Raw genomic sequence first — 25,167 nt, forward strand, 5'->3', positions numbered from 1 at the left:
TGTTTCAAAGTGCGTCGCGTTCGTATCGCGGTGTCCAGCCGCGGGCCATTCCGCGGCTCATCACGCTTTCCGCCAGCGCCAGTTGCCGGCGCAGATGCCTGCAGTCGTCGAGCAGCGTGCGGATCGCCGCCTTGGCATCGTCGTCATGCCAGGCAAGCACGGCCTCCACCTCCCATGCGCGATCAGGCCAAGTCGGGGTGGAGCAAACCGGATCGGGTCTGAACGTCTTTGCCGGCTGCATCAGTTCAACGCCAGCGGCAATTGGACCGGCCGCGGCAAGGGCGGCAGCGGCCGGCTGAGTTCGACCTTTTTCTGCCAGGCGGCGCGACGCTGCTGATCCCGTTCGCGGGCCGCGCGGGAGGCTTCGACGAGGGCCAGGGCGTTGGCGATCACCTGTTCCGTATGTGTCATGACCATCTCCTGTGTTCCTGTTTTGTTCTAATTTAGACCCTTGCCCGCAGAAGTCAAGCACCGCGGGACCTTCACCTGGAAACGGGAGAAAACGGAGATTGAGATGCGGCCGCTGTTCAGTCGGCGGCTTCTATGACAGCGATACCCGCCTCCTGCGCAGCCCTGACGAAGGCGGCCCGGACATGATCGGGCGGAAGATCGCCGATAATCGCATCCAGGCAGGCTTTGACGGCTTCGAAATATTCTTCGCCGTCATCCACCGGCCAGTCATGGAGGAGCGTGCGCGCGGCATCCCACACCGAGTTAATAACGGCATAGTGCCCGAGCCCCATCGAGGCCAGGCCGACCGGTCGAAAATGTGCCCTCTGTCTCACTTTGTTACAGCTTTTCCTGATTTCGGCGAGCTAATCGATGAAATGCAATTTGCGTGCCGTTGGCGGCGGCTTTTCGATCTTGGCCAATCATAGCCGCGACAGACATGTCTCTCCAACCAGGATCCGGCGGGCGAGGCCTGAGAACGGGAAACGCCTGCAGCCTCTCGAGGGGGTCCGGAAACCCTGCTATCAGTCATTAAATGACAGATTATGGTAAATATCAGACTTAGCGCACCGAGCCTACTCGTTAAAACTGGCTATTTTCTTAATATTCTATCGAAGATGCAGCAACGCGTTCCTTTTCCGGAAGCAACGCAGCGCGACGATGCATCGTTGATTGTCCCGAAGGTGGACGGGGAGGCATCCAGATCGTACAATGCCGTTTCTTGCATGCGGCGGATCTGGGAGGACGCGCGATGCCCATCTTCATGGACCGGCACTACCTCGAAGGTACCTCGGCCGCCGAGGTCGCCCAGGCACATCGCATGGATATCGACATTCAGGATCAATACGGCGTCAAGTTTCTCACTTACTGGTTCGACGAGCGGCGCGGGACGGCCTTCTGCCTAGTGGATGCGCCCGATATGGCAGCCGTCCAATGCGTTCATCGCGAGGCGCACGGCTTTGTCGCCAACGAGATCGTCGAGGTGGCTCTCTCGGCGGTCGAGGCCTTTCTCGGCCGCATCAATGACCCTGATCCAGCGCCCGGCCAGTCGCCGCAAATGGATCCAGGCCACCGGGCGATCCTCTTTACCGATATCGTCGGCTCGACCGAGATGACGGCGCGCCTCGGCGACCGCATGGGAACAGAGTTGGTCCGGGCCCATGACGCAATCGTGCGCCGATGCCTCAGCAAAAATTCAGGCCGCGAAGTCAAGCACACCGGCGACGGCATCATGGCGGCCTTCGCGGCGACAACGGCAGCCGTTGAATGCGCCATGGCGATCCAGCAGGAATTCCAACATTACAACGGCGGCAACAATGCTCAGCCGCTCCATATCCGCATCGGGATCGATTGCGGCGAGCCGGTCGAGGACAGCAACGACCTCTTCGGCTCGACCGTGCAACTGGCGGCCCGCCTCTGCGCGGCAGCCGCCAGCGACCAGATCCTGGTGTCGGAGAATATTTTCCGGGAATATGGCGCGACCGATGTCTTTGCCCACGCGACGCGCAGGCGGCTCAAGGGATTTTCCAAGCCGATGCTGGTTTTCCAATGCGACTGGACCAACGCCAGCCGGCAACTGAGCTAAAGCCCTGTATTTTTATGCGTGTCGCCCGGAACCGCTGCACATTTCCGGGCGACACGCATTAGCGCACCGCCGATTTTCTCGCGGCGGCCGAACCCGCCTCGTTTCGGCCGTGGCCGTGCGCTTATGATCAGGCATTGCCGATTGGATGATCGCTCATCAGCTGCTCGAATTTCGCCGCGCCCTCGGCCTTCGCCAGCACGCCCGACATCTTCAGAAACCGCCGGAAATTCTCCCGCGCCGCGTTCAGCGGGAAACGACCGTTCGCCGTATCCCTGCACGCCTTTAGCAGCGTTTCATATGCCAAACCTCGTTTGTCCTGCGGCCATTCGTCCAGAAAATCCATAATTTCGTCGAGACTCGTGATCTCTGCGACGAAATGCTGACGGCGAAGAAAAACCGGCTCGAACCGAGCTTCTGGCATAGTATCCTCCCATTTATATTACTTTTTTATGGTTTTATATTAAGGAAAAAGCCTGAATATTTCAACATAAATCGACTATGTTCTGCCGATAAAGACATTGTAACTACTTCCATAACGACAGAATAACCAGCGGATCAGCTGGACACAAAATGTGCAATTACAGCCGTTGCCGCGCATGTCATCACGTCCATCCCTGCTCGCGAATCCATATCCTGCCATGATAGATTGCAGGCGAGGATCGAGCCGAAGGAGATGCAGATGAACCGGATTGTGAGATTCGCCGTAGCCGGCGTCCTGATCGGCCTATCCGCCCTGGCGTCCGCCTGCACCTCACCTGCGAAACACGACAGGGAGGATTATCAGTATCAGCTGGATACATCGAGGAACCCGGCTTGCGCAGGTGGATTCAGACCTGGCAACGCTCGCTCGTGCAGCTACTAAAATGCATCGGGAATTTCCCGAGCGCCAACTTCGCCAGGGGCACTGCTCGAAGCGCGCGGCGCCTAGAGCATCTCCTGGTTAGATTGAAGCATTCTGCCGGAGCAGGTTTTCGTCAGCGCAGATGCGGTTGGCGACAGGCATACCCCAAGGTACGTCCGGGCCGGTTGCCTCTGATCTTGGCTAGAGATGCCCGGCCCACCGGCCGCAGCCCTCCGCCACGGCGAAGCGATCGGTGCGTCCGGCGATAGTCAAGTCTTGCGGATTTGCCTGGCAAATCTGAGGGAAGGTTTGCTGAAACGGGCCGGCTGCTCGACCGGCCGGCTTTCGCCGTAGAGCTTGACTACGAGAAGCGTCGGCCGGTCGATCATCCGCCGTTTAAGCCAACAGAATGATTCAATCTAACCAGGAAATGCTCTACCTGGTGCGGCGCGTGCTAACCAGCACAGCGGCGGCGCGGTTCGCCGAATCCACCGCCGCGCGGATTTCACGCCCGCGGGCGAGTTCGGCAGCGAGCACCCCAGTGAACTCGTCACCGGCGCCGTGCGTGCTCACCAGTTCAACCTTGACCGCCGCAATCAAGAAGGCTTCGCCGTTCTTCGTCGCGCAGGCTACCCCTTCTCCACCCGCCGTGACCACAACAACGGCAAAACGTTCAGCCAGTCGCGTTGCCGCATCCAGCGCCCCGGCCAAGCTGTCGACGACCGAACCCTGCGCCAACTGCTCCGCCTCGATCGCATTCACGACGACAACATCGACAAGCTGCGCGAGGTCGTCTGACAAGGGCCGCGCCGGCGCCGCATTGAGCACCACCTGCCCGCCGGCCTCCTTCATCGCTCTTGCCGCCGCGACGTTGGCAAGATCTGGAACCTCGTTCTGCAACACCAGAATGCCGCCGCCAGCAAACACCTCCTTGGCGGCGTCGACATCCGACTGGCCGAGCGCAAGGTTGCTGCCCGATACGATCACTGCGCCGTAATCGCCCTGCCCATCGAAGATTGCGACGCTCATGCCGCTGCCGACGCCGGCCACCGTCTTGACGAAGCGGTTATCCACGTTGCCAAGCCCAAGGTTGTCGATCAAAGCGCGTCCGAAATCGTCGTCGGCGACAGCGCCGATCATATGAGACGACACGCCGGCTCTGGCAGCCGACAGCGCCTGATTGCCGCCCTTGCCGCCGCATTTGGGATGCCAGCTGCTTCCCGTGACCGTTTCACCCTTCCGCGGACGCGCCGGGCCGTACACCATGATGTCGTAGTGCAGGCTGCCGAAGACGACGACGGAGGGCGAAGCAGTGGTCATGGAAGCTTGTCCTTGCGCTTGGATGTCACGGCGGACATCGTTCGTTCGAGATTTCTCTCCGCCGCCTGATAGTTTCTCTTGGCGACGGCCATGAAAAGTGCGTCGAGAATGTTGAGTTGGGCAATCCGCGCCGCCGCGTTCTCGCCCATCAGGGGCGATCCTTGCGCCGTCGAACACAGAACGATATCGGCGATCTGAGCCAAAGCCGATCCGCCGTAATTGGTGATGGCGATCGTCCGGGCGCCGGACTTCCGCGCGAGCTGTATCGCTTCGATTACTGCCGTGGTGTTGCCCGAATGGGAAAATCCTATAGCCACGTCGTCAGCCCCCAGCAGGGAAGCCGACATCAGCATCATGTGCGAGTCGTCCTGGACGCTGCAGCGAACACCGATCCTCAGGAATTTGTGAGCGACATCGCGGGCGATTTGCGCCGAACCTCCGACACCATAAAAATCGCGCTGTCCCGGTTTCGCCAACAAGTCGGCGGCGCGATCGAAGGCATCGACATCAAGGATCGCAAGGGTTTCCTCCAGCGCGTTGATCGATGTACGGAAGACCTTCTGGATAATTTCGGCGGAACTGTCTTCCGCGGAAAGTTCCTGATGCATCTCCGCTGTCGGCAGCTTGTTGTAGTTCGAGACGGCGGTGCGAAAGTCACGAAAGCCGCTGAATCCCAGTTTCTTGGCGATCTTTACGACCATCGCCTCGGAAACCCCCGCCTCGGCCGCCAAGTCCTTGAGCGCGGTGTCTTCAGAGAAGTCCCTCAGTCCGAAAACCGTCTCGACGACACGCGCCTCCAAGGGGGTGAGCTGAGGCATCATCATCCGGATGCGCGGGCCCACCGCCTTGAGATCATTTGCAGAATTCATCCCCGTCCCCTTGTGACGCGATCTATCATCATCGCGACAAGGATAATAAGGCCAGTGGCAAGAAGTTGGTAGAAGGCCTGCACGTTCATCAACGTCAATCCGTTGCGCATCGCGCCCAGAATGATCGCCCCGAGCAACGTGCCGATGACGCTGCCCTTGCCGCCCATCAACGACGCCCCGCCGATTGCCGCTGCGGCGATCGCATCTAGCTCCCACAGATTGCCGAGGATCGGCTCGGCGGCACCAAGCCGGCCGATGAGGATCATCGAGGCGAGCGCCGCCAGGACGCCGGAGATCACATAGGCCGTAATCTTGGTCATGGCGATCGGGACACCGGCGACGTAAGCCGCTTCCTCATTGCCGCCGACCGCGAGTAGGTATTCACCCAGGGGAGTCTTCTTGAGAAGCACCCAAGCCAAGAGGGCGACGACAGCAACCATCACGACAGAATTCGGAATGCCGGCGATGCTGCCGTTGAACAGCGTCCGGAAGCCTTGCGGGACACCGAGCACAGGGTTGCCGCCGGTATAGATGAGCGCAATGGCTCGATAGGTGCTGAGCGTGCCGAGCGTCACAATGAAGGGCTGCAGCCCGGCATAGGCAACAAGCACGCCATTGACGAGGCCACAGAGGACGCCGATGCCGAGTCCGGCAAGGATGGCGAGAGGAACCGGAATACCGGCCACAAGCAGCGTTGCCGAGATGACGGCAGCAATCGCCGCCGTCGGACCGACGGAGAGGTCGATGCCGCCGGAGATGATCACCAGGGTCATGCCGAGCGCCAGGCAGGCGTTGATGCTGGACTGTTGGAGAATGTTCAAGAGATTTCTCTGCGAGAGAAATTCGGGAGCCAAAAGGCCGAAGATGATCACAATGGCGACGAGGCCGATCAGCGTGCCGGCATCGCGGACCGATAAGGATCCGACAAATCTGGTTGCCGGCGCTGCGGTATTCTCGATGGTGTCAGACATGGGCTTTTTCCCTGTTGGTCACGCCGTGCCGATGCGGCTTGCGGTCGTGCCGACGGCATGGGAGACGATGGTTTCTTCACTCATCTGATCGCGGCCGAGTTCAGCCGCGACAGCACCGTCGCGCATCACGAGCACACGATCGGACACCCTCAGCACCTCCGGGAGCTCGGAGGACACGACGATCACGCCGTGCCCCCCGGCGGCGAGGTCTTCGATCAGACGGTAGATTTCTGATTTGGCGCCGACGTCGATGCCTCGGGTCGGCTCATCGAAAAGCAGGATGCGCGAGCCGGCCGCCAGCCACCGCGCAATGATGGCCTTCTGCTGATTGCCGCCGCTGAAAAGCTTGATTTGGCGGTCGAGCTGAAATGGCCGCAGTTTTACGCGCGTGAGAAGGTCTTCGGCGGTCCGCTTGAGCTTGCGGTGATTGATGATGCCTGCCTTGGAGAAACGCGCCATCGAAGGCAGTGCCATGTTCGAGGTGACCGACCGTCCGGGAATGATCCCTTCCCGCTTACGCTCCTCAGGGAGCAGACCGATGCCGGCGGCAATCGCCGCGCGAGGATTGGATAGCGCCAGGGTCGTCCCATCGACTTTGACCGTGCCTGCAGCCAACCTGTCGGCGCCGGATATTGCGCGCAGAAGCTCCGTCCGGCCTGAGCCAACCAGACCGGCCACGCCTAGAACCTCGCCCTTGTGGAGGTCGAACGAAACGTCGCGGATACGGTGCGTTGAAAGATTGCGGACTTCGACACTCACGGTGCGGGTCGCGTGCGAATGGTGCGCTTCGGCCAGCAGTTCGCGGCCGACCATCATGCCGATGACTTCGTCCGGCGCGCTCGCCCTGAGATCGATGCCTGTGCGGACGACCTTTCCGTCACGCATCACCGTCGCCCTGCGGCAAACCCGGAAGACCTCGTCCATCTTGTGGGACACATAGATGATCGACACGCCGCCGGCGGCAAGCCGTTCGATGATCCCGGCCAGCCGGTCGAACTCACTGGGCGTCAGGCTCGACGTCGGCTCGTCCATGGCAACGATCCTGGCTCTGTCGAGGAGGGCGCGGGCGATCTCGACGACCTGCCGTTGGGCCACCTTCAACGAGGAAATCGGCGCCGAGGGGTCGATCGACGGGTCGATCATCGCCAGGGCTTCAGCCGCCCGGCGCTCCTGCTCGCGGCGGTCAACGATGAGGCCGCCGAGCCTGGTGAGGGAATGACCGAGAAACATGTTCTGGGCGACGGTGAGATGGGGAACCTGCTGCAGTTCCTGATGGATCATGGCGATCCCCGCCTGGCGGGCGCTCTCCGGCTTGCGGAAATGATGGACCGTGCCATCGACCTTCACCTCGCCCTGCGTCGGCCGAAAGACGCCGGAGAGGATGCGCAGGAGCGTCGATTTTCCCGCCCCATTCTCACCGAGAAGCGCGTGAATTTCACCTGGCGCGACCTCGAAGGAGACTTCCGAGAGCGCCTTGACGCCGGGAAAGACCTTGGAAATGTCTTCGAATGCCAGTCTGGAAGGAGCCATGGAACTGAACCCTTTTGAGAGTGAGGACGACCGGCCGAGCGACGGCCGTCCCGCCTTGGGAGGCTTACTTGCCTGCGGCCTTCATCAGCACCGTGCGTATGTCGACACCCTTGCCCTGGAAGTCCTTGACGTTGTCCTTGGTAATCAGCGCCTGTGGCGTCGCCACAACGCGCGGCAGCTTCTGGCCCGCGACGAGGCGAAGAGCGACTTCCATCGCGACCTCGCCCGTCAGAACGGGGAAGCTGTCGACGGTGCCCGTGAGCTCACCGGCTTCGATCGACTTGTAGGCGTCCGAGATACCGTCGGTGCCGAAGACCACGACCTTGTCCTGCAGGCCCGCCGCCTTCACGGCTTCGACGACGCCAAGAGCCATGCCGTCATTGTTGCAGTAGAAGCCGACGAGATCCGGATGCTGCTGCAGGATGGTGGTCGCCGCGTCGTAGGACATCTGCCGATCCCAGTTGCCGGGAACGCTTGCGACAACGGTGAACTTGCCGCCTTCCTCGATCGTGCTCTTGAAGCCGCTAGTGCGCTGCACGGCAGCGTAGACGCCCGCCTGACCTTCGATGATCGCGACCTTGCCGCCGTTCGGGCGGTTCTCGACGAACCACTTGGCGACGCGGACGCCATTGTCGCGCTGGACATTACCGACATAATGCTCTGCCTGCGGGATCACCGCGTCGTTGACGTTCACGACCGGCACATTGGCCGCCTTGGCCTGTTCCATGACCGGCTGAAGATTGGCATCGGTCTGCGGGGAGACGAGCAGAACATTGTAGCCCTGCGTGACCATGCCTTCAGCGATCGTCAGCTGACCCAACTGGTCACCTTCGCTCTGAGCTGCCTGATAGGCGACGGTTACACCGAGCTTGTCCGCGAACTTCTGATAGCCCTCGCCGAGGGAGCGCCAGTATTCATTGGTCAGCGTCTTGGAGACACCGCCGACCTTGAGACCATCCGCCAGTTTCGGCAGCGGGCCGAGCTTGGCGTCAAGGTCGGCCCAGTCCATGCGGTCCGGCTCGGAGTCCGAGTTGAGCGGCCTCAGGTCCTGCGCTGTCGCGATGCCAGCACAAAGGGTGGCGGCAAGAGCCGCGGCAAAAAATCTGTTCATGGAATTCCTCCCGGAGGGTTAAGTCGGTTCAGTGGTCCGCGCCGAGCATCAAATCCTGTACGATGGCCTGCGTGGAAACGGCGTCCTGTCGGTCAATCGCGCTCGAAAGGCGATTGTCCTGCTCGAGGCGGTCGACGACCCTCAACATCCGTTGGACCGTCTTGATGTTGACCTCGCATTCGCGGACCGGGTCGAGACCGGTCATATCGGGGAACGTGTCGAAGTAGATCGCACCGTCATAGCCGTCCCGGCGAATCTGGCGGAGCAGTTCGACGGTCTGCAGCGTGTGAACAGCGCCGACCATCAACCCGTCGTCGCGCTTGGCGTAGCCATCGTTCAGATGGACGCCGAGAACCCGGCTGTGACGTGCGATCAGGGCCGCCGCGAATGCGGGCTGCTCGTCGGCATAGAGAACATGGGCGAAATCGAGCGTCACCCCGAGATTCTCGGCGCCGACCTGCTTGATGGCGAGGAGCGTTGTCGCTGCATCAGGCAGCAGGCTGTAGGAGCGCGGCTCGTTCGGCTTGTATTCGATGGAGATCAAGCAATCCGGATCGTGTTGACAAACTTCACGGATTCCGTCGATTTCGTGTTGCCACATCCTGGCATAATCGGCCTGGAAAGCGTAATCGAAGCCATCCTGACCGAGCCAGATGGTCATCAGATTTGCGCCGGCCTCGCGCGCGGCATCGATGCCTTTCTTCGTCAGCTCGATCGCCTCGCGGCGAACTGCTTCTTCGGGATGGGTGAACGCGCCGAGCTTGAAATCCGGATTCGTGTAGTACCGCATGGCGAAGCCATTGATCTGCAGGCCTAGATTACCAAGCATCCGCGACAGTTCAGCCGGATTGTCGTTCACGTGATCGGGGTAGTTGAGATCGAGATCGGTCAATCCTTGGACGCGGGCCGCACGCTCCGCCATCTGCATGACGGACGGCTTGCCAGATTGTCCCGGCCAAGCAAGGTGTGCGCCGGAGGCGAAGGAATTCAGTCGTGTGGCAAAACGAGTCTGGCTCAAGGCATTCATCCCATCTGTGAAGTTGCACACTACTTCACAGTTTATTTTGTTTTTGTAAAGCGAAAGCTATGCTGCAGCGCAGCATTAATGCAATGTCCCACAAAAGCAGTTGGCGAAATGACGGCCTGCGATATAGGTCTGCGCCAGGCTTCTCGGTTGCCATCAAGGGAAGTCATGCGACTCGTCATTCTCACGGGCGCATCTGGCGCCGGGAAGACAACGATCGCCGCCGCGATTGGCCGCCCGCACGGCCAAGAGATAGACGTGTTTCACAAGGACAGCATCGGCATACCGACGATACAAGATATGCCATGAATTCGGCTCCGTCGAAGGATGGCAGAAAGCAGCCACCTTCGAATGGATGACTCGGACTATCTCCACTCCTGACGGAAGGACGAAGTATCCTGTTCGTGGGTCAGTCGCGCCTTTCCTTCCTAACCGAACCTGTGGGACAGGCAGGAATCTAGTCCTACGCTTGCACCCTCCTCGATTGCGACGAGACCAGGACCGGTCGACTTTCGATCGACCGAGGCCAGCCGGATTCGGCAAACCCGGATATGATGAACTGGGCCGGCTTTCTGCGGGATGAAGCGGCCGCATTTGGATGCGAAATCCTCGATACGTCAAATCTGACGCTGGAAGAGGCAGTTGACGGGTCCTTGGCGAATTGCGGAGGCAGCGTGTTTGATCAAGAACGGTGACTGTCAGGCAGCCGTTGCTGTGTTCAATGGCCGCGAGCAGGCGGCCGAACTTGCTATCCTCAGCACCACCACGAGCTTTCCCAGCCTTTGGATTGTGTGGTTTTCGCATCACTTTCCGCAGGGTTGTAATTTCCCACTTGGCAATGGCGAAGAGCTTCGCTACAAAGCGCTTACCGCTTCAGATCGAACATAGGGAGGCGTTGCATGACAGCAGCATTCATCGACAGCTTCCCGCATGGCATGCGACGACAGTAGGTCATTGCCATTCGCGGCCCGCCCCCAGCGCGCCCGACATGCGGTTTTTCATTTTTCATGGCCCGATTGATCTGACGGGATCATTTCGTCTCCCGCCCGGGCTGTGTCATTCAACTCTCGATTTGAGGCCGGTTGCCGGAATACGGGCCGGGCAGATTAAAATGACGCGCAAGAAGCTCGATTTCCGCGCCGACGCCTATCGCCAGGTGCTTGGCTTTGTTTTTCGTCACTGGAGCCATCAGCGCGCTCTGGTCGGCGCCATCATCGTGCTGGTCATATCAAGCACGCTGGCCGAGGTCATGGTGCCGGTGTTTTCCGGCCGGATCGTCGATGCCATTGCCGGCGGCAATGCGGCCAATGGCGCGCTCAGCGCCTTTGCCGTCGTGGTGGTTCTTGGCCTCACCAGCGTCGCATTGCGCTGGTTCATCTTCAACGGGATCATCCGACTGACGCTGCGCATCATGGCTGATGTGGTCAATAGCGGCTTCCACAAGGTGCAGCGGTTCTCGACCGACTGGCACGCCAACAGCTTTGCTGGTTCGACGGTGCGCAAGATCACCCGCGGCATGTGGGCGCTAGATTCCCTCAACGACCTGTTGCTGGTCGCGCTGTTGCCCTCCATCGTCATGCTCATTGGAGCCAGTCTTGTGCTCGGCAGCTACTGGCCGGTCATGGGCCTGTTCGTCGCAACAGGATCGCTGATCTATATCGGCGCGACAGTGGCGCTTTCGATGGGTTTCGTGTCGCCGGCGGCAAGGCTTGCCAATGCCTGGGACACCAAGCTTGGCGGCGCGCTGGCCGATGCCATCAGCTGCAACTCGGTGGTCAAGGCCTTTGGCGCTGAAAGCCGTGAGGAGGCGCGCCTGCGCCACGTGCTTGCCAAATGGGACAGGCGAACCCGACGAACTTGGAAACGCGGCACGTTGAGCGGCACGATCCAGGGCTTCATGATGGTTTCCATGCAGGCCGGCATCCTGGGAACGGGCCTGGTCATGTGGCAGCGTGGGCTGGCGACGCCCGGGGACATCACCTTCGTGCTCGCAATGTTCTTCGTTCTGCAGGGCTATCTGCGCAATGTCGGCCAGGACATCCGCAACCTGCAGCGCGCCGTCAACGACATGGAAGAGCTGGTGCTGCTCGACCAGATGCCGCTTGGTGTCGAGGACAAGCCGGACGCCAGGGCGATCGCCATCGACACGGGCGAGATCGTCTTCGATCGCGTCACCTTCCAGTATGGTGCTCATCCCGATCCGCTTTATCAGGACTTTTCCGTCACCATCAAAGCGGGCGAGCGTGTCGGCCTGGTTGGGCATTCGGGCTCGGGCAAAACAACCTTCGTCAAGCTCATCCAGCGCCTCTATGACGTGAATTCGGGAGCCATCCGCATTGACGGACAGGATATCGCCGACGTCCGGCAATCGGACCTGCGCGGCCAGATCGCCATCGTGCAGCAGGAGCCGATCCTGTTCCATCGCACGCTGGCGGAAAACATCGCCTACGGCCGGCCGAACGCCTCGCGGCGCGAGATCGAGCAGGCGGCGAAACAGGCCAATGCGCACAGCTTCATCATAGGTCTTCCCAAGGGCTATGAAACGATGGTCGGTGAACGCGGAGTCAAGCTGTCGGGCGGCGAACGGCAGCGCGTGGCCATCGCTCGCGCCTTCCTGGCTGATGCACCAATCCTCATCCTGGACGAGGCGACGTCGAGCCTCGACAGCGAAAGCGAAGTGCAGATCCAGCAGGCCATGGAACGGCTGATGGACGGCCGCACGACCCTTGTCATCGCCCACCGCCTGTCGACGGTGCGGGCGCTCGACCGGCTGCTTGTCTTCGACAAGGGCAAGATCGTCGAAGAAGGCGACCACCAGGCCTTGATCCGGCTCAATGGCGGCATTTACCGCCGGCTGTTCGAACGGCAGGCGCTGGAACTCACCAAGGGCTTGGTGGCCTAAACAGGAATGCCGGGGCTGACGCCCCGGCTTTTGATAACGACAATGGCGCTGCGGTCGAGCTTCTCCAGGCTGAGGCCGCGGTGGGCGTCGGCTGGCGCGATTTCGTTCTCCCACGGCAACCCTGCGCCCTACTGCTCGGCAGCCCGGTATATCTCGGCCAGGTCGCACAAATCCCAGTTACCGCCAGTCAAAACCGCACAGACCTTTTCATCCGGCCTGACTTCTATCGAGCCGGCGAGCAGAGCTCCGATACCGATCGATGCGGCCGGTTCAGCGATCAGCTTCGCATCCCTCGCAAGGCTACGCATGCCTGCGATGATATGTTCATCATCAACAAGGACGATCTCGTCGACATATTTTTCGATGATCGGATACGGGTTCTGCCCCGGAACGCTTATCCTCAAGCCGTCCGCGATGGTGTTCTTCAGCGGAAACGAGGTGCGTTCCTTATTGATTCGGCTATGGAAATACTTCGGCGTCAAAGCGGGCTCAGCGCCTATGACCCGCACCGAGGGTTTTGTTTCCTTGATGGCAGTGGCAATGCCTGAGATAAGCCCTCCGCCACCGACGGGCACGATGACCGTATCCACATCGTCCAAATCATCCAGTATCTCACATCCGATCGTGCCCTGCCCTGCCATGACAACGGGATCCTCAAACCCGTGAATGGTCGCGTAGTTGTTTTGCTCGGCGATTTCATAGACCTTTTTCCATCTGGCAGCAGTATCACCGTCGAACAGAATGACTTCGGCGCCGAGAGCCCGCGTGTTGGCGATCTTGATTGCCGGCGTGGTAACCGGGAGCACCAAGATCACTTTTATGCCGAGCATCCTCGCCGCGTAAGAAAGCCCCTGGGCGTGGTTGCCCGACGAACTGGCGATGACGCCGTTTGCAAGCTCCTGTCGCGGAAGCGAAAGCGCCTTGTTGAGAGCGCCGCGGATTTTGAATGCGCCGGTGATCTGCAGCGTCTCAGGCTTAAGATAGAGCTGGCAGCCAACGTCTTTCTCTATTTTTTCCGCACGTAGCAGCGGCGTGTGCCTGATGTGGGGCTTAAGCCTTTCTCTGGCTTCGCGTATGTCCTGAATAGTCGGGTAGTTGCGCATGATGCTCCTCGCCTTCCGCTTCCGGCCGACATTCTTGCGAATATTGGCGCAGAGCGCTCATCGACGGTTGTTTTGATTTGAGGGCCAAGCCTTGGATTTTCTCGCAAGCCGGTCGGAAGAGCGCACGGCCTCCGTCAGGATTTGAAGAATTCAAAGAACGTTCCGGCGCCCCTGTCTATTGCGTTGCGGTAAATTCTGTTCGCTGTAACATTGTCTTGGATAGCCATTCCCGTGGAGTCGAAAATGGTGACCTCGTCATCATTTTCTCTGCCCGGCTTTCGCCCCAGCAAAATCTCGCCGATCTCTCCATGAATATCGTTTCTGGCGATGATATTTCTGTCCAACGGATGCCAGGTCTCACCCTTTTCGACACACTGCGCCATTGAATCGACCACCACCTTGGCGTTCCTGAATATCTCAGGATCCAGTTCCTGTTTGCCCCTCTGATCGGTGCCGATGGCAACGATGTGCGTGCCGGCCTTGACCCAATCCGCTTCCACAACCGACCCCTTCCCACGGGTGGTCGTAACCAGGATGTCGGCCTGCTCAACAGCTGCCCGTTTGGAATTCGCCGTGACGACGGAAATGCCGAACTCGCTGTCGATATCCGCCTTGTACCTCGCAAGCGTCTCCGGATGGCTGTCCCAGGCATGGATCTCTTCGATCGCCATGATCTCGTTGATCGCGCGGATCTGCATTCTCGCCTGGTTTCCCGTCCCGATCGAAGCGACTTTCCTGGCATCTTTCCGCGCCAGTGCTTTCACCGAGACAGCTCCGGCGGCTCCGGTTCTGAGGCCGGTGATCAGGCTTCCGTCCATGACGCAGGTCAGCGCGCAGCTTCTCGCATCGAAGAGGAGGATCGTGCCCATGCCGCTCGGCACCCCATGCGCCGCCGGGTTATCGATAAAACCTCCGGACGATGCCTTCATGGAAATCACTTCATTGGCTTTGTTGTAGCCAAGCTTGAAATCCACTTCCCCACGAGGTGACGGGAGATGTATCCCTATATAATCGGGCTGCACCACCTGATCGCTGTTGAAGGCTTTGTAGGCTTCTTCCACTGCAGCGATGACGTCGCGCATGCAGATCAGCCTTCCTACGTCCTCCTTATTAAGCAGCAGCGTTTGCATCCATTGCCTCCCTGTTCTCAAGTTTCAGGCACAGGCGCGTCCCCACACCCGCCAGACAGGATCCACGGCGCCGCTCGGCTATGGATGCTCTTGTTCATGCACTCCTCCGGAATCTATTGCCGGGATCTGCGTGCGATCATCATTGCATCGACAAGACGGCAGAAGATGTGGGATTTTGGGGAAATTCAGATATTCCGGCCGCGTCCGCCTCCACCTGCAAAAACACTCGCTGGTGGCGCCTCTGTTAGAATGATCGCGCCGTCAGTTCGCGGCCATGATCAGCAAACGAGGCGTGTCGCCGCGCCGGTACGCCGCGTTCAGGTCGAACGCGCTTGCGCCTCGATACCTGCGTCAGCGGAACGACGCTCACGACAAGGCGAAGATCCTGACCTCTCTGCCGATGCCTTGAAGTTCCGCCATCCGGGAAGCTGATGTTACGCCGCTGTCACGCAGGATCTCCGAGACATGGGCATTTTCGACGATCGCTTCCGTCGTCATAATTACGTTGGGATCGGCAAGGCCCTGGACGCGGGAGGCGATATTGACGGTCTGGCCGAAATAGTCCTGCCGGTCGTTCAGGTTGACGGCAAGGCAGGGTCCTTCGTGGATGCCGATTTTCAGGAGCAGGTCTTCGCTGCCGTGTTCGGCATTCAACCGGCGCATCGCCTCGCGCATTCTGAGTGCGGCCGCCACCGCGCGATCCGGGCTCGGGAAGGTCGCCATGACTGCATCGCCGATCGTCTTGACGACCGCACCGGCCTCGGTGGCGACGATCTCGTGAAGCACGCGGAAATGCGCCCGCACAAGGTCGAAAGCGGCAAGATCTCCGACGCGCTCGTAAAGCGCGGTCGAGCCCCTGAGATCGGTGAAGAGGAACGTCAGACTGGTGATCTTCAGACGCTGGTCGACGTCGAGCGTATCGGTCCGGTAAATGTCGCGAAAGCTCTGGTTCGTCAGCAGGCGCTTGGCCGTCAGAAAGGCCCGGCGGCGGCCCAGCAGATCATGTAGATCATCTCCGGCAACACAGACGTTCGGCACCACCCTGCGATCGGTATGGTTCTCAAGGGTCAGCCGCAGCAGGCCGGGACGCATCGTGACGGTCTCGTTCAGCGCATGCCCGCGGCTGATGACCATCGAGAGGTTCTGGCGTTCGTTGGTGGGTTCGCCCTGCACATCAATGAACTGCGCCGAATGTGTCACGGCATCGAAGATGATGACGAATTGCGACGGCAGCTGCAGCGACACGAATGCTTTCTCGCCGGGCGCCAGCTCGATCATCTCCAGAAGGATGCTTGCGAACTTGGCTTCCAGATCCTCCGGCAGGTCGACGCCGGAGCTGAAGAAGATCTGGCGATAATATTCGAGCGGCGGCAGCCGGTCTGGCTCGTGGGCGGCAATCCTGCGCACCCGTGGACTGACCGTGAAGGTGACCTCGACCATCTCGTCGAGGGTCGGTTCATATCCGGCGGCACAGAGCGCGCAATGATAGGTGTCCTGGACGACGCCTTTCAGGGTCGCGCCGCTGTCAAGGACGCCGCCGCATCCCGGGCAGAGCACATTCCAGGTCATCTCGAACGCGCCTATACGGGCGGCGTGGAGAAAGGCGGCGATGGTTTTCTCTTCGTCGAGATGGTGTTTTTCGGCGAAAGCAAGGGCGTTGATGCGATTGAGATCGCGATCGGCGCCATGCCTGACAACCTTTTCGATGCACTCGACCGTCTGCGGGTCAGCCGCCTGTCGCAGGGTGGCAAAAAGCACGTCCACTTCGCTCATTAGACAAGTCTCTGTGCAGACAACATCGGCGAACGAGGCCGGTTCCGGCATCATAACACGGGAGCCTCCCAATAGAAATCAACAGCCCCGGATGCCGCTTGTTTTCCGGCCGACCAGGCCGTCGCCACCGTGAAATCCGGCCAAAGGATCAGCCGTTACTCGATTACATCACGGCTGTGAAAATTTATGTGAATAGTGCACAAAAGGTGAACGTCACCCCCTCAACTTCCGCTACAATCAGTCGTTTCGCCCCCGTGGGGCAGTTCACAAAGGAGAAACGATGGATCGTCTCGTCGGCGCGGATGAAGGGGCTCCATTGGCGCAGCGGGCCGAAAAATCCGGCCGTTCGGACGCAGTTGCACGGGATATCACGGCGATCAAAATCGGCGACTGTCTGCTGGGCTACAAGGCCGTGCAGCGCCGGATGCGGGGCGGTCGCTGGAACCATTTCCGCGGCCGCATACGCGAGATCGAGAAATTGATCCGGCACCGCCATGGAGAGATCGTGCCGGAGGCGGATGACGCCCTGATCTATGTCGAGGTGATCGCCAGCCTCGCTTTCGTCGAGTTCAAGGAAGAGTTTGTCGAGGTGGTGCTCGGCTGGGCGGCCCGGTGGGTCCCCCGGGCCGGGAAGGCCGCGATCGAGGAAATCATCTATGAGCGGACGAAGGTGCGCTTTTCCCCGCTTTCCGCCGACGCGCTCGGCCATGCCCTGCATCTGAGCTACGCCGAACGCTGCGCGCTCGATATCCGCACCATCGGCGCCTTCGACGTGCCGAAGGCGAAAAGGGCAAAACTGCAAAAGGCAAAGCGGCGCCAGCGCGAGCAGAGCCGGAAAGAGAAGCAACGCCGCGCCGCCGGCGCCGTTGCCAGGGCCGACTATCTCGCCAACTCGCTGAGCCAGTCCCGCCCCTGGGAGGCCTTCGGCATCAGCCGCCGCACGTGGGAGCGCCGCGGGCGGCCGATGCCGGAACGCGAGGCGATACTGGACGGCGGCTCGGTCCAACTCGCCGCTTGACCGGCTCTGCGGCTCTCAGCCGGGTGGTCCGAACCAGGTGATCATCGCGTCGTGAAGACCATCCTGCGTCCCCTCGCCGACCCATGCCACATATCCATCGGGTCGGATCAGCACCGCGCTCGGCGCCGAGACCGCCCCGAACACAGGCAGCTCCCACGGACCACCGTAACTCGCCTGAACCAGTCGAACGCGGCCTGACCATGGCGTGATGTCGAGGCTGCCGGCTGCGCCGAGATTCAACAGCACCGGCCGCGCGTCTCTAAGGAGCGCAAAGACACGGATGGACCCGTCAGGCGTGGCGAGGTCGAAGTCGGGCATGCGGCGGCCGAGCAGCGGGTGTCCCTCGCCGAGATCGTAGCGGAGGGCAAGTCCGGACATTTCGCCGGCGATCGTCTTGCGGGCCTCCTCCAGCCCAAGCAGCTCCAGCACGATATCTCTGAGGGCTTCGGTGCGGTCATCAGTGCGCTGCAGGGCGACCTGGGCCATTGTCGTGCGCAACACGCGGGCGGCGACCGGATGTCGCTCGGCATGATAAGTATCGAGCAGGGACTCAGGCGATAGTCCCTTCACCACCTGGGCAAGCTTCCAGCCGAGATTGACGGCGTCCTGCACGCCGGTGTTGAGCCCCTGCCCGCCCACCGGCGAATGCACATGCGCGGCGTCACCCGCCAGGAAAACCCGGCCCTTGCGATAGGCTGCCGCCTGCCGCGACATGTCGGTGAACCTGGAAATCCACTTGAGACCATGGATTCCATAATCCGTTCCGCAGGCGGCGATCAGCGCTTGCCTGAGATCGCCGAGCGTCGGCTCGCCTGCCGCGCCGGCATTCTTTTCCGTCACCATGACATTGATCGGGCCTTCGCTGGCAAAGACGACCTTGCCGTCGCGAATTTCATAATCCTCGCGGCCGAAGGCATGCATGCCGAGCGCCGTGCGATGGACGCCGAGCGGCGGCTCTTCCTCCATCTCGGCCTCGGCGAGAATATTGCTGGTCGTCGCATCCAATCCGGGAAATTCAATGCCGGCCAGCTTGCGAACCAGGCTGCGGCCGCCATCGCAGCCGACGAGATAGCTTGCCCGGATTTCCGAAGCGTCGGAGAGTTCGATGGTCAGACCGGAAGCGTCCTGCACGAAGCCCGTCAGCTCGCAACCGCGATAGATCGCGACCGGCAGCTCGTCGACCCATCCGGCGAGAATGCGCTCGATATGCTTCTGCCGCAGCGCCAGACCGTAATTGTGCCGCGTTGGAAAATCGCTGATATCCAGCCGCGTGACCGCGAAACCGGTGACCTGGGCGATCTGCCCTTCCGCCAGAAACCGCTCGACGATGCCCCGCTGATCCAAAACCTCGAGCGTGCGCGCACTCAGGCCGCCAGCACGCGAACCGACGACCTCCTGGTTCAAGCGACGCTCGACAATGGCGACACCGATGCCCGCCAAGGCCAGTTCGCCGGCCAGCATCAGCCCCGTCGGCCCGCCTCCAGCAATCACGACCGCATGTTCCCTCATCCGCAAACTCCTCTGCTGCGACTGTCTAGATAACGTCTCGGCGTTCCGGGTCGAGCTGCCCGGGTGGGTGTTCCTGCAGTTTGATCGGGTCTGCCAAGGTGCCGAATTCCCCTGTCGCAGGTTGTTCCCCCTATAAATATAAGCTCTCTACTGGTGGGAAGGACTTGCGTCAGGATTTCCGCCTTGCCTTCCAAAGCCCTTTTCGTTGCCGCTTTTGCGGCTTCCCGACGCAGAACCCAGGCGCTCCTACACGACCAGACCGGGTCAGCGCCGGCTTTGGCAAAACGTCTTCCGTTTCACCATTCGTTCTCGAAGGGCGACCAAGAACGCTGGCATGGTGTGCCACTCACTGTGGAGCTGTGGCCTTTTGCGGAATGGTCTCAGCCGCCGGCCGCTCCGATGGATCGGCGGGATGGCCATAGATCGTGTAGACAGCGCCCGCCAGAACGCCCAAGACGATGAGAGCGAGCACGTATAACATCATTCCGCGGATTGCGGTTTTGGGTGTCTTTTCCATGTGGGATCTCCAAAATTGCTCAGTCGTCAAAGCGAATGCGAACGCGTTTGGTTCCGGGTTGGATGTTTCGGAAAGGCAAATCGACGATCCGTGTGCCCGCATCAGGACAATTTCTGACAACACCGGCTTCGGCCCGCCCTCTCTCGGCGATAAAATAACTCGTGCGAGCGTACAATTTGGCGAGTGTGTCATTACCGCTACAGCCTTCTGTTGAACGGCTGCTATATATTATGGTGCTAATTTAGCTCCATGGGGTACGAAAATGAAATTAACTATCGCCACTACCTTTCTCGCACTTGTCGCTACCACTGCGTTCGCGGCCGATGTCGTTCAGGAGGCCCCGACCGCCCCGGTTGCGGCAGCACCTGTTTTCACCTGGTCGGGTCCGTATTTCGGTATCGATGGCGGCGCCGCTTGGTTGAACGGTGATTTCAGTGCCGGCGGTGCCTCTGCCTCTGAGGATTTTAACGGCGGCGTCTTCGGCGGGTTCGCAGGTTACAACTTCCAGTTCGATAACTTTGTCGTGGGCATCGAAGGAAACCTCGAATACAATTGGAATGAAGAGGACGCGCTCGGCGCAGAAATCGGGACGGATTGGGCTGGAGCCGTTCGCGGTCGTGTTGGCTACGCCTTTGATAGGGCTCTGATTTACGGCGCAGCCGGCTGGGCCGCCACCCGCGGTTACGTCGATGCGCCCGGTCTCGACAAGGAAACCGAGACGTTCAACGGTTACACCGTCGGTGCCGGCGTCGACTTTGCCATCACCAACAACATCTTCGCCCGCGGCGAATATCGCTTCAACGACTACGGCGAAAAAGACATCCTGGGCGTTGATGTCGACCTCGATCAGCACGAACTGAAGTTCGGTATCGGTGTGAAGTTCTAATAAGACTTCCTCGGATCGGTAGCATCAGAGCCTCGCCATTTTCGGCGGGGCTTTTTTATTCCTCCGAGTCACGTCGCGGTTCACGCGCGCCATATGGGGCCAGACCGTTTAACGGTGAGCCGCGCGCCGATCGAAAAGAAGTGATTACTCTCACCTCCCGCTGCCCTGAGGCGACTGTCCCGCTGGCCGCCACTTTGCAGATCCGATTTCGCCGGATTTCTCGGGCATCGATTCTCGGTGGCTGTCTTTGCCACATGTCTCGCCTGAGATCGCGGGGCGTCATCGGTCCTGCTCTTGTTGCGAGGGCAGCTTGATAGAAGTGTAAATTTTCATATCGAGAAATTGTGATATTCACTCTTAGACGCGATGGGGTAATGCTCTCACCTTTGGCTGTCGGCTATTTGGGTAAGGGCTTCGCGTGGATATCAAGACTATGCTTGGCGAGATCGCTGACAAAGGTGGCAGTGTCGAGGTCTTGGAAGATCAATATTCTCCCTGTGATACAGAGGCGGAGTTGCTTGGTTTGATCACAAGGGAGACTAATGGCGGCGGGTTTTGGCTTCACCGAAACACTCTCCCTGAATAAAGGGCGACAGTATCTTGGAACAGGCGTGATTACACCCCCGATTCAGATCTCGGCCAAGAATGCAGTCACTCGTTTTCTCCGCAGGCCTACGCGTCCAATCCTGGCTAGATAGGGCTCCCGCCATCCCTCGTCATCAAATGATGGGTCAATCATCGCGCGCGATGAATGCGACGATGCAGAGCGTACGACGGATTAGCCGTGTGACGCCTGTGACCCTACGAGGGTCGCAAAAGTTACATATTTTCTTGTAAGTCTTTGATTTATGGTGAGAGCGTCGGGGTTCGAACCCGAGACCTACTGATTAAAAGTCAGTTGCTCTACCGGCTGAGCTACGCTCTCCCTTTCCGAAGGTGTGAAGCCCCGGCTGGAAGTGGGCGGAACATAGGCAGGCGACCCATTGCGGTCAACCGAAAAATTCGGCTTTTTCCAGTGATCGGCACATTTCTTGCGCATGTCGCGACACGTCGGTGCCAAGCGCAAAAAGGTGATTGGCAATCGCAGCCTCGCAAAGCTAGGAACAGGGCGCAGATTGCAGCCGGAGAGAATGCGTGTCGATTGCCGATATTTCCCTGTGGAGCGCGTTGATAGCCGGGGCGCTTTCCTTTCTTTCGCCCTGCGTGCTTCCCCTCGTCCCGCCCTATCTCTGCTATATGGCGGGAATATCCGTCGAGCAGTTCCGCGGCGGCTCGGCGGTTGCGGTGGCGCCCGATATCAGGCGCGGCGTGCTGTTCTCGGCGCTGCTCTTCACGCTCGGCTTTGCCACCGTCTTCGTGACGCTCGGCGCCGGGGCGTCCAGCATCGGCATGGCCCTGCGCCAGCATCTCGACCTGCTCTCCAAGATCGGCGGGCTGATCATCATCGTCATGGGGCTGAATTTCCTCGGTCTCTTCCGAATCGGGTTGCTCGCCCGCGAGGCGCGCTTCCAGAGCGGCGGCAAGCCGGCGACACTGACGGGCGCCTATGTCATGGGCCTGGCCTTCGCCTTTGGCTGGACGCCCTGCATCGGCCCGGTGCTCGGCGCGATCCTCGGTGTCGCCGCCTCGCGCGAGACGGTCGGCTCCGGCGCCGGGTTGCTCGCCGTCTATTCGCTGGGCCTTGCGATTCCCTTCTGGATCGCCGCCGGCTTTTCCGGCGCCTTCATGCGCTTCCTGTCGCGCTTCCGCCGCCATCTCGGCACGGTGGAAAAGGTGATGGGCGTCTTCCTCATCCTCACCGGCCTCGCCTTCCTGTTCGGCTGGGTCAGCGATGTGGCGATCTGGTTCCAGCAGACCTTTCCGATCCTGATGCAAATCGGCTAAACCGGTCTCCCCTACCCGCCGATCATTCCCGCGCACTGGAAGACCTCTTGGCCGATATCGTCAGCCTGCTCCTGCCGTTCTTCGGCCTGATCCTGATCGGTTACATCGCCGCCAAGGCGACGAAGCAGCCGGCCGAGGCGCTCGGCTGGCTGAATACCTTCATCATCTATGCCGCCCTGCCCGCATTGTTCTTCAAGCTCGTTTCGCGCACGCCGATCGAAGAGCTGACGCGGGTCGACTTCATCGTCACCGATATCGCCGCGACCTATGCGGTGTTCGTCCTGCTCTTTGCCATCGGCCGTTTCGTCCGCGGCAATCCGCTTGATGATTGCACCATCCAGTCCTTTGCCGGCGCCTATGGCAATATCGGCTATATGGGGCCGGGCCTGGCGCTGCTGGCGCTCGGCGAAGGTGCCGCTGTGCCGGTGGCGCTGATCATCTGTTTCGAGAACGCGCTGCATTTCATCGTCGCGCCGGCGCTGATGGCGGCGGCCGGCGACGACAAGCGTTCAGCGGGCCGGCTTGCCGCCGATATCGCCCGGAAGGTAGCGCTGCATCCCTTCATCCTGTCGACGGCGGCAGGCTTTTCCGTGGCCGCCCTGCATCTCGACCAGCCGCTGGCGTTTCAGCGCCTGGTCGATTACCTCGCCCAGGCGGCCGCGCCCTGCGCGCTCTTTGCCATGGGCGTGACCCTGGCGCTGCGGCCGCTCAAGCGGATTCCGGCAGAGATCTCCTATATCGTACCGGCCAAGCTGATCCTGCACCCCATCGCGGTTTTCATCGCGCTGACGGCTGTCAGCGGTTTCGAGCCGGTCTGGATCCAGGCCGCCGTGCTGCTCGCCTCATTGCCGACGGCGACCAACGTCTTCGTCATCGGGCAGCAATATGGGGTGTGGCAGGAGCGCGCCTCGGCGACGATCCTGATCACGACGGTGCTTTCGGTGGCAAGCGTTTCGCTCTGGCTGATCGTGATCCGCTCAGGCCTTCTTTCGCTTCAGCTTTTCCTTTAGGGAATCCGGAATGTCGCGGAAGCCGCGGCCGGGCTCGATCCCCTCGCGCATGACGAGGTTGCGCAGCGGCGGAATGGCCGAGAGGATATGCAGGCCGGCAGCCCGCAGCATCTGCACCGGCAGGAAATCCGAAAGCAGCGAGCGGTTGAGAAGATCGACACTGGCGGTGCGCGTCATGATGTCGGCGCGGCGTTTGCGGTCGAAGCTGTCGCCGGCATCGGCCGGCACCGGCAATTCCGCTCTGTCGCAGAGGATGTCGACAAGCGCCATGATATCGCGGAGGCTAAGGTTCAGCCCTTGCGCCCCGATCGGCGGGAAAACATGGGCGGCCTCGCCGATCAGCGCGATGCGCCCCTTGCCGAAGCGATGCGCCATCATGCCGGAGAGCGGCCAGAGCTGGACGCCCTCCTCCACATCGACCTTGCCGAGCATGGACTGCATCTGCGCCTCGACAAGGCGGCCGAGTTCGGCAAGCGGCAATTCCATGCGGGCGGCCGCCTCAGCGGGATCCTGCACCCAGACAAGGCTCGAGCGGCTGCCCGGCAGCGGCACTTGGGTGAACGGGCCGTGTTTGGTGTGGAATTCGCTCGAGATGTTTTGATGCGGCAGGGAATGGGCGAAATTCATCACCATGGCCGATTGCGGATAGGACCAGTTGCGCACGCCGATCCCGGATGTCTCGCGCAGCTTCGAACCGCGGCCGTCGGCACCGACGGCAAAATCGGCCGCGAAGGTATCACCGCCGGCAAGCGTGATCGACACTCTCTCGGCCGAGATCTCGATCGATTCGGCCATATCGGTGAAGCGGCTGATATTGCCCTCGCCGGCCGTGGCCTGTTCGAGGATGTCGGTCAGCGCTTTGTTGGGGAAATTATAGCCGAAGGCATCGAGGCCGACTTCGGCGGCGCGGAATGTCGTTGTCGGCGCGCGCAGCAGCCGGTCGGTGCCGTCGATGATGCGCATGCTGGTCAGAGGTGCTGCCGCCGGGCGCAGCTTGTCCCAGAGCGTCAGCCGATCGAGGAAGCGGATGGATTGATCCATCAGCGCCGTCGTGCGCCGGTCCTCCTTAGCGGCAACCGATGCAACCAGCGCCACGCTGCGGCCGCCGCGCGCCAGCGCGATTGCCGCGATCATGCCGGCGAGACCGCCACCGATCACCGCGATTTCAAATGTCTTCATGCTATTGTTCCGCCATCGCAAGAGGCGGACCGGCCGCTTATGCGGCCGGCTTCGCCTGACGGCGCCAACTATAGCCCTTGCCGGCTTCGGCGTCACGCACCGCCGGCTGATAATGATGGGGAATGGCGGGAAGACGGTTTTCGGAAAGCCGCTTCAGTGCTGTGGCGTTGCTGACCGAGAAACTGTCGATGCCGACGCGCAGCATCAGGGGCACCTGGTCGATCAGCACGTCGCCGACGGCGCGCAGCTCGTTGGTGTAGCCCAAGCGCTGGCGCAGCAGCGAGGCATGGCTGAAGGCACGGCCGTCGTTAAAAGCCGGGAAGGCGACGGCGATGATGTCAAGGCGAGAGAGATAGGGCTCCAGCCGGCGCACGTCGTCAGCCGGCTTGATCAGCACGCCAAGGCCGATATCGTTGCTTTCGTCGGCCTTGGCGATCAGCTCGTCGAGGCCGAGCAGCGGCTTCTGCTCGCCACTCGCCTTCACTTCGTCGGTCTCGATCACCCAAGGATCGTTCTCGACAAAACCGGTTTCCTTCCAGATCTTCGTCATCATCC

General features: G+C 60.7%; 24 protein-coding genes and 1 tRNA gene. 7 read left to right on the plus strand and 18 right to left on the minus strand.

What is annotated here, in order from left to right; translation table 11 throughout:
- Positions 1-4 precede the first annotated feature (4 nt).
- From GGI60_RS11140 to GGI60_RS11150, 3 genes are all read right to left on the minus strand, one after another.
- Complete coding sequence (locus GGI60_RS11140) at positions 5-241, minus strand: hypothetical protein (RefSeq protein ID WP_183915686.1); 237 nt, start codon at positions 239-241, stop codon at positions 5-7.
- Positions 241-411, minus strand: a complete 171-nt coding sequence (locus GGI60_RS11145) for a hypothetical protein (protein ID WP_164517744.1) — start codon at positions 409-411, stop codon at positions 241-243. The genes GGI60_RS11140 and GGI60_RS11145 overlap by 1 nt, the downstream gene beginning before the upstream one ends.
- Positions 412-527: 116 nt before the next feature.
- Positions 528-785, minus strand: coding sequence for a DUF982 domain-containing protein (locus GGI60_RS11150; protein WP_038688810.1), 258 nt, complete (start codon positions 783-785; stop codon positions 528-530).
- Positions 786-1,201: 416 nt separating this feature from the next.
- On the opposite strand from GGI60_RS11150, the gene GGI60_RS11155 reads away from it, so the two are divergent.
- Complete coding sequence (locus tag GGI60_RS11155; protein WP_183915688.1) at positions 1,202-2,035, plus strand: nickel-binding protein; 834 nt, start codon at positions 1,202-1,204, stop codon at positions 2,033-2,035.
- Between the two features lie 127 nt (positions 2,036-2,162).
- On the opposite strand, the gene GGI60_RS11160 is transcribed toward GGI60_RS11155, so the two are convergent.
- From GGI60_RS11160 to GGI60_RS11190, 7 genes are all read right to left on the minus strand, one after another.
- Complete coding sequence (locus GGI60_RS11160; RefSeq protein WP_183915690.1) at positions 2,163-2,456, minus strand: DUF982 domain-containing protein; 294 nt, start codon at positions 2,454-2,456, stop codon at positions 2,163-2,165.
- 855 nt (positions 2,457-3,311) lie between these two features.
- On the minus strand, positions 3,312-4,196 hold the full coding sequence (locus GGI60_RS11165; RefSeq protein ID WP_183915692.1) for a ribokinase: 885 nt from the start codon (positions 4,194-4,196) through the stop codon (positions 3,312-3,314).
- Complete coding sequence (locus tag GGI60_RS11170; RefSeq protein ID WP_183915694.1) at positions 4,193-5,065, minus strand: MurR/RpiR family transcriptional regulator; 873 nt, start codon at positions 5,063-5,065, stop codon at positions 4,193-4,195. The genes GGI60_RS11165 and GGI60_RS11170 overlap by 4 nt, the downstream gene beginning before the upstream one ends.
- Positions 5,062-6,036, minus strand: a complete 975-nt coding sequence (locus tag GGI60_RS11175; RefSeq protein ID WP_183915696.1) for an ABC transporter permease — start codon at positions 6,034-6,036, stop codon at positions 5,062-5,064. The genes GGI60_RS11170 and GGI60_RS11175 overlap by 4 nt, the downstream gene beginning before the upstream one ends.
- A gap of 18 nt (positions 6,037-6,054) precedes the next feature.
- Positions 6,055-7,566: a sugar ABC transporter ATP-binding protein gene (locus tag GGI60_RS11180; protein WP_183915698.1), complete on the minus strand. Its 1,512-nt coding sequence runs from the start codon at positions 7,564-7,566 to the stop codon at positions 6,055-6,057.
- Positions 7,567-7,630: 64 nt separating this feature from the next.
- Positions 7,631-8,677, minus strand: a complete 1,047-nt coding sequence (locus GGI60_RS11185) for a substrate-binding domain-containing protein (protein WP_183915699.1) — start codon at positions 8,675-8,677, stop codon at positions 7,631-7,633.
- Positions 8,678-8,705: 28 nt separating this feature from the next.
- Positions 8,706-9,704, minus strand: coding sequence for a sugar phosphate isomerase/epimerase (locus GGI60_RS11190; protein WP_183915701.1), 999 nt, complete (start codon positions 9,702-9,704; stop codon positions 8,706-8,708).
- 675 nt (positions 9,705-10,379) lie between these two features.
- Between GGI60_RS11190 and GGI60_RS11195 the strand changes: the two genes are divergently transcribed.
- Both GGI60_RS11195 and GGI60_RS11200 read left to right on the plus strand, forming a co-directional pair.
- Positions 10,380-10,589, plus strand: a complete 210-nt coding sequence (locus tag GGI60_RS11195) for a hypothetical protein (protein ID WP_183915703.1) — start codon at positions 10,380-10,382, stop codon at positions 10,587-10,589.
- A gap of 223 nt (positions 10,590-10,812) precedes the next feature.
- Positions 10,813-12,603, plus strand: coding sequence for an ABC transporter ATP-binding protein (locus tag GGI60_RS11200; protein ID WP_183915705.1), 1,791 nt, complete (start codon positions 10,813-10,815; stop codon positions 12,601-12,603).
- Positions 12,604-12,731: 128 nt separating this feature from the next.
- On the opposite strand, the gene GGI60_RS11205 is transcribed toward GGI60_RS11200, so the two are convergent.
- The 3 genes from GGI60_RS11205 to GGI60_RS11215 form a co-directional block, all read right to left on the minus strand.
- Positions 12,732-13,706 carry a threonine/serine dehydratase gene (locus GGI60_RS11205; protein ID WP_183915707.1) on the minus strand — a complete coding sequence of 325 codons (975 nt, stop codon included), beginning with the start codon at positions 13,704-13,706 and terminating at the stop codon, positions 12,732-12,734.
- 134 nt (positions 13,707-13,840) lie between these two features.
- Positions 13,841-14,836 carry an ornithine cyclodeaminase family protein gene (locus tag GGI60_RS11210; RefSeq protein ID WP_183915709.1) on the minus strand — a complete coding sequence of 332 codons (996 nt, stop codon included), beginning with the start codon at positions 14,834-14,836 and terminating at the stop codon, positions 13,841-13,843.
- 366 nt (positions 14,837-15,202) lie between these two features.
- Positions 15,203-16,609 carry an adenylate/guanylate cyclase domain-containing protein gene (locus tag GGI60_RS11215; RefSeq protein ID WP_183915711.1) on the minus strand — a complete coding sequence of 469 codons (1,407 nt, stop codon included), beginning with the start codon at positions 16,607-16,609 and terminating at the stop codon, positions 15,203-15,205.
- A gap of 280 nt (positions 16,610-16,889) precedes the next feature.
- Here GGI60_RS11215 and GGI60_RS11220 point away from each other — a divergent pair, with 280 nt between their 5' ends.
- Entirely contained in the window at positions 16,890-17,627 is a 738-nt protein-coding gene (locus GGI60_RS11220; RefSeq protein ID WP_183915713.1) for a hypothetical protein, read from the plus strand.
- A 15-nt stretch (positions 17,628-17,642) separates the two neighbouring features.
- Here the strand turns inward: GGI60_RS11220 and GGI60_RS11225 are convergent, their stop codons facing one another.
- Positions 17,643-19,136: an FAD-dependent monooxygenase gene (locus GGI60_RS11225; protein WP_183915715.1), complete on the minus strand. Its 1,494-nt coding sequence runs from the start codon at positions 19,134-19,136 to the stop codon at positions 17,643-17,645.
- A 346-nt stretch (positions 19,137-19,482) separates the two neighbouring features.
- Positions 19,483-19,653: a hypothetical protein gene (locus GGI60_RS11230; RefSeq protein ID WP_183915717.1), complete on the minus strand. Its 171-nt coding sequence runs from the start codon at positions 19,651-19,653 to the stop codon at positions 19,483-19,485.
- A 262-nt stretch (positions 19,654-19,915) separates the two neighbouring features.
- On the opposite strand from GGI60_RS11230, the gene GGI60_RS11235 reads away from it, so the two are divergent.
- Complete coding sequence (locus GGI60_RS11235) at positions 19,916-20,539, plus strand: outer membrane protein (protein WP_183915719.1); 624 nt, start codon at positions 19,916-19,918, stop codon at positions 20,537-20,539.
- Between the two features lie 849 nt (positions 20,540-21,388).
- On the opposite strand, the gene GGI60_RS11240 is transcribed toward GGI60_RS11235, so the two are convergent.
- A tRNA-Lys gene (locus GGI60_RS11240) sits at positions 21,389-21,464 on the minus strand.
- Positions 21,465-21,673: 209 nt separating this feature from the next.
- On the opposite strand from GGI60_RS11240, the gene GGI60_RS11245 reads away from it, so the two are divergent.
- Positions 21,674-22,423 carry a cytochrome c biogenesis CcdA family protein gene (locus tag GGI60_RS11245; RefSeq protein WP_183915721.1) on the plus strand — a complete coding sequence of 250 codons (750 nt, stop codon included), beginning with the start codon at positions 21,674-21,676 and terminating at the stop codon, positions 22,421-22,423.
- Positions 22,424-22,470: 47 nt separating this feature from the next.
- Positions 22,471-23,433: an AEC family transporter gene (locus GGI60_RS11250; protein ID WP_183915723.1), complete on the plus strand. Its 963-nt coding sequence runs from the start codon at positions 22,471-22,473 to the stop codon at positions 23,431-23,433.
- Here the strand turns inward: GGI60_RS11250 and GGI60_RS11255 are convergent.
- Positions 23,401-24,612: a UbiH/UbiF family hydroxylase gene (locus tag GGI60_RS11255; RefSeq protein ID WP_183915725.1), complete on the minus strand. Its 1,212-nt coding sequence runs from the start codon at positions 24,610-24,612 to the stop codon at positions 23,401-23,403. The two genes, GGI60_RS11250 and GGI60_RS11255, sit on opposite strands and share 33 nt — an antisense overlap.
- A gap of 37 nt (positions 24,613-24,649) precedes the next feature.
- Positions 24,650-25,162: a DUF934 domain-containing protein gene (locus tag GGI60_RS11260; protein WP_183915727.1), complete on the minus strand. Its 513-nt coding sequence runs from the start codon at positions 25,160-25,162 to the stop codon at positions 24,650-24,652.
- Positions 25,163-25,167: the final 5 nt, after the last annotated feature.

Source organism: Rhizobium lentis (assembly GCF_014200175.1).
Taxonomy (GTDB): Bacteria; Pseudomonadota; Alphaproteobacteria; order Rhizobiales; family Rhizobiaceae; genus Rhizobium; species Rhizobium mulingense.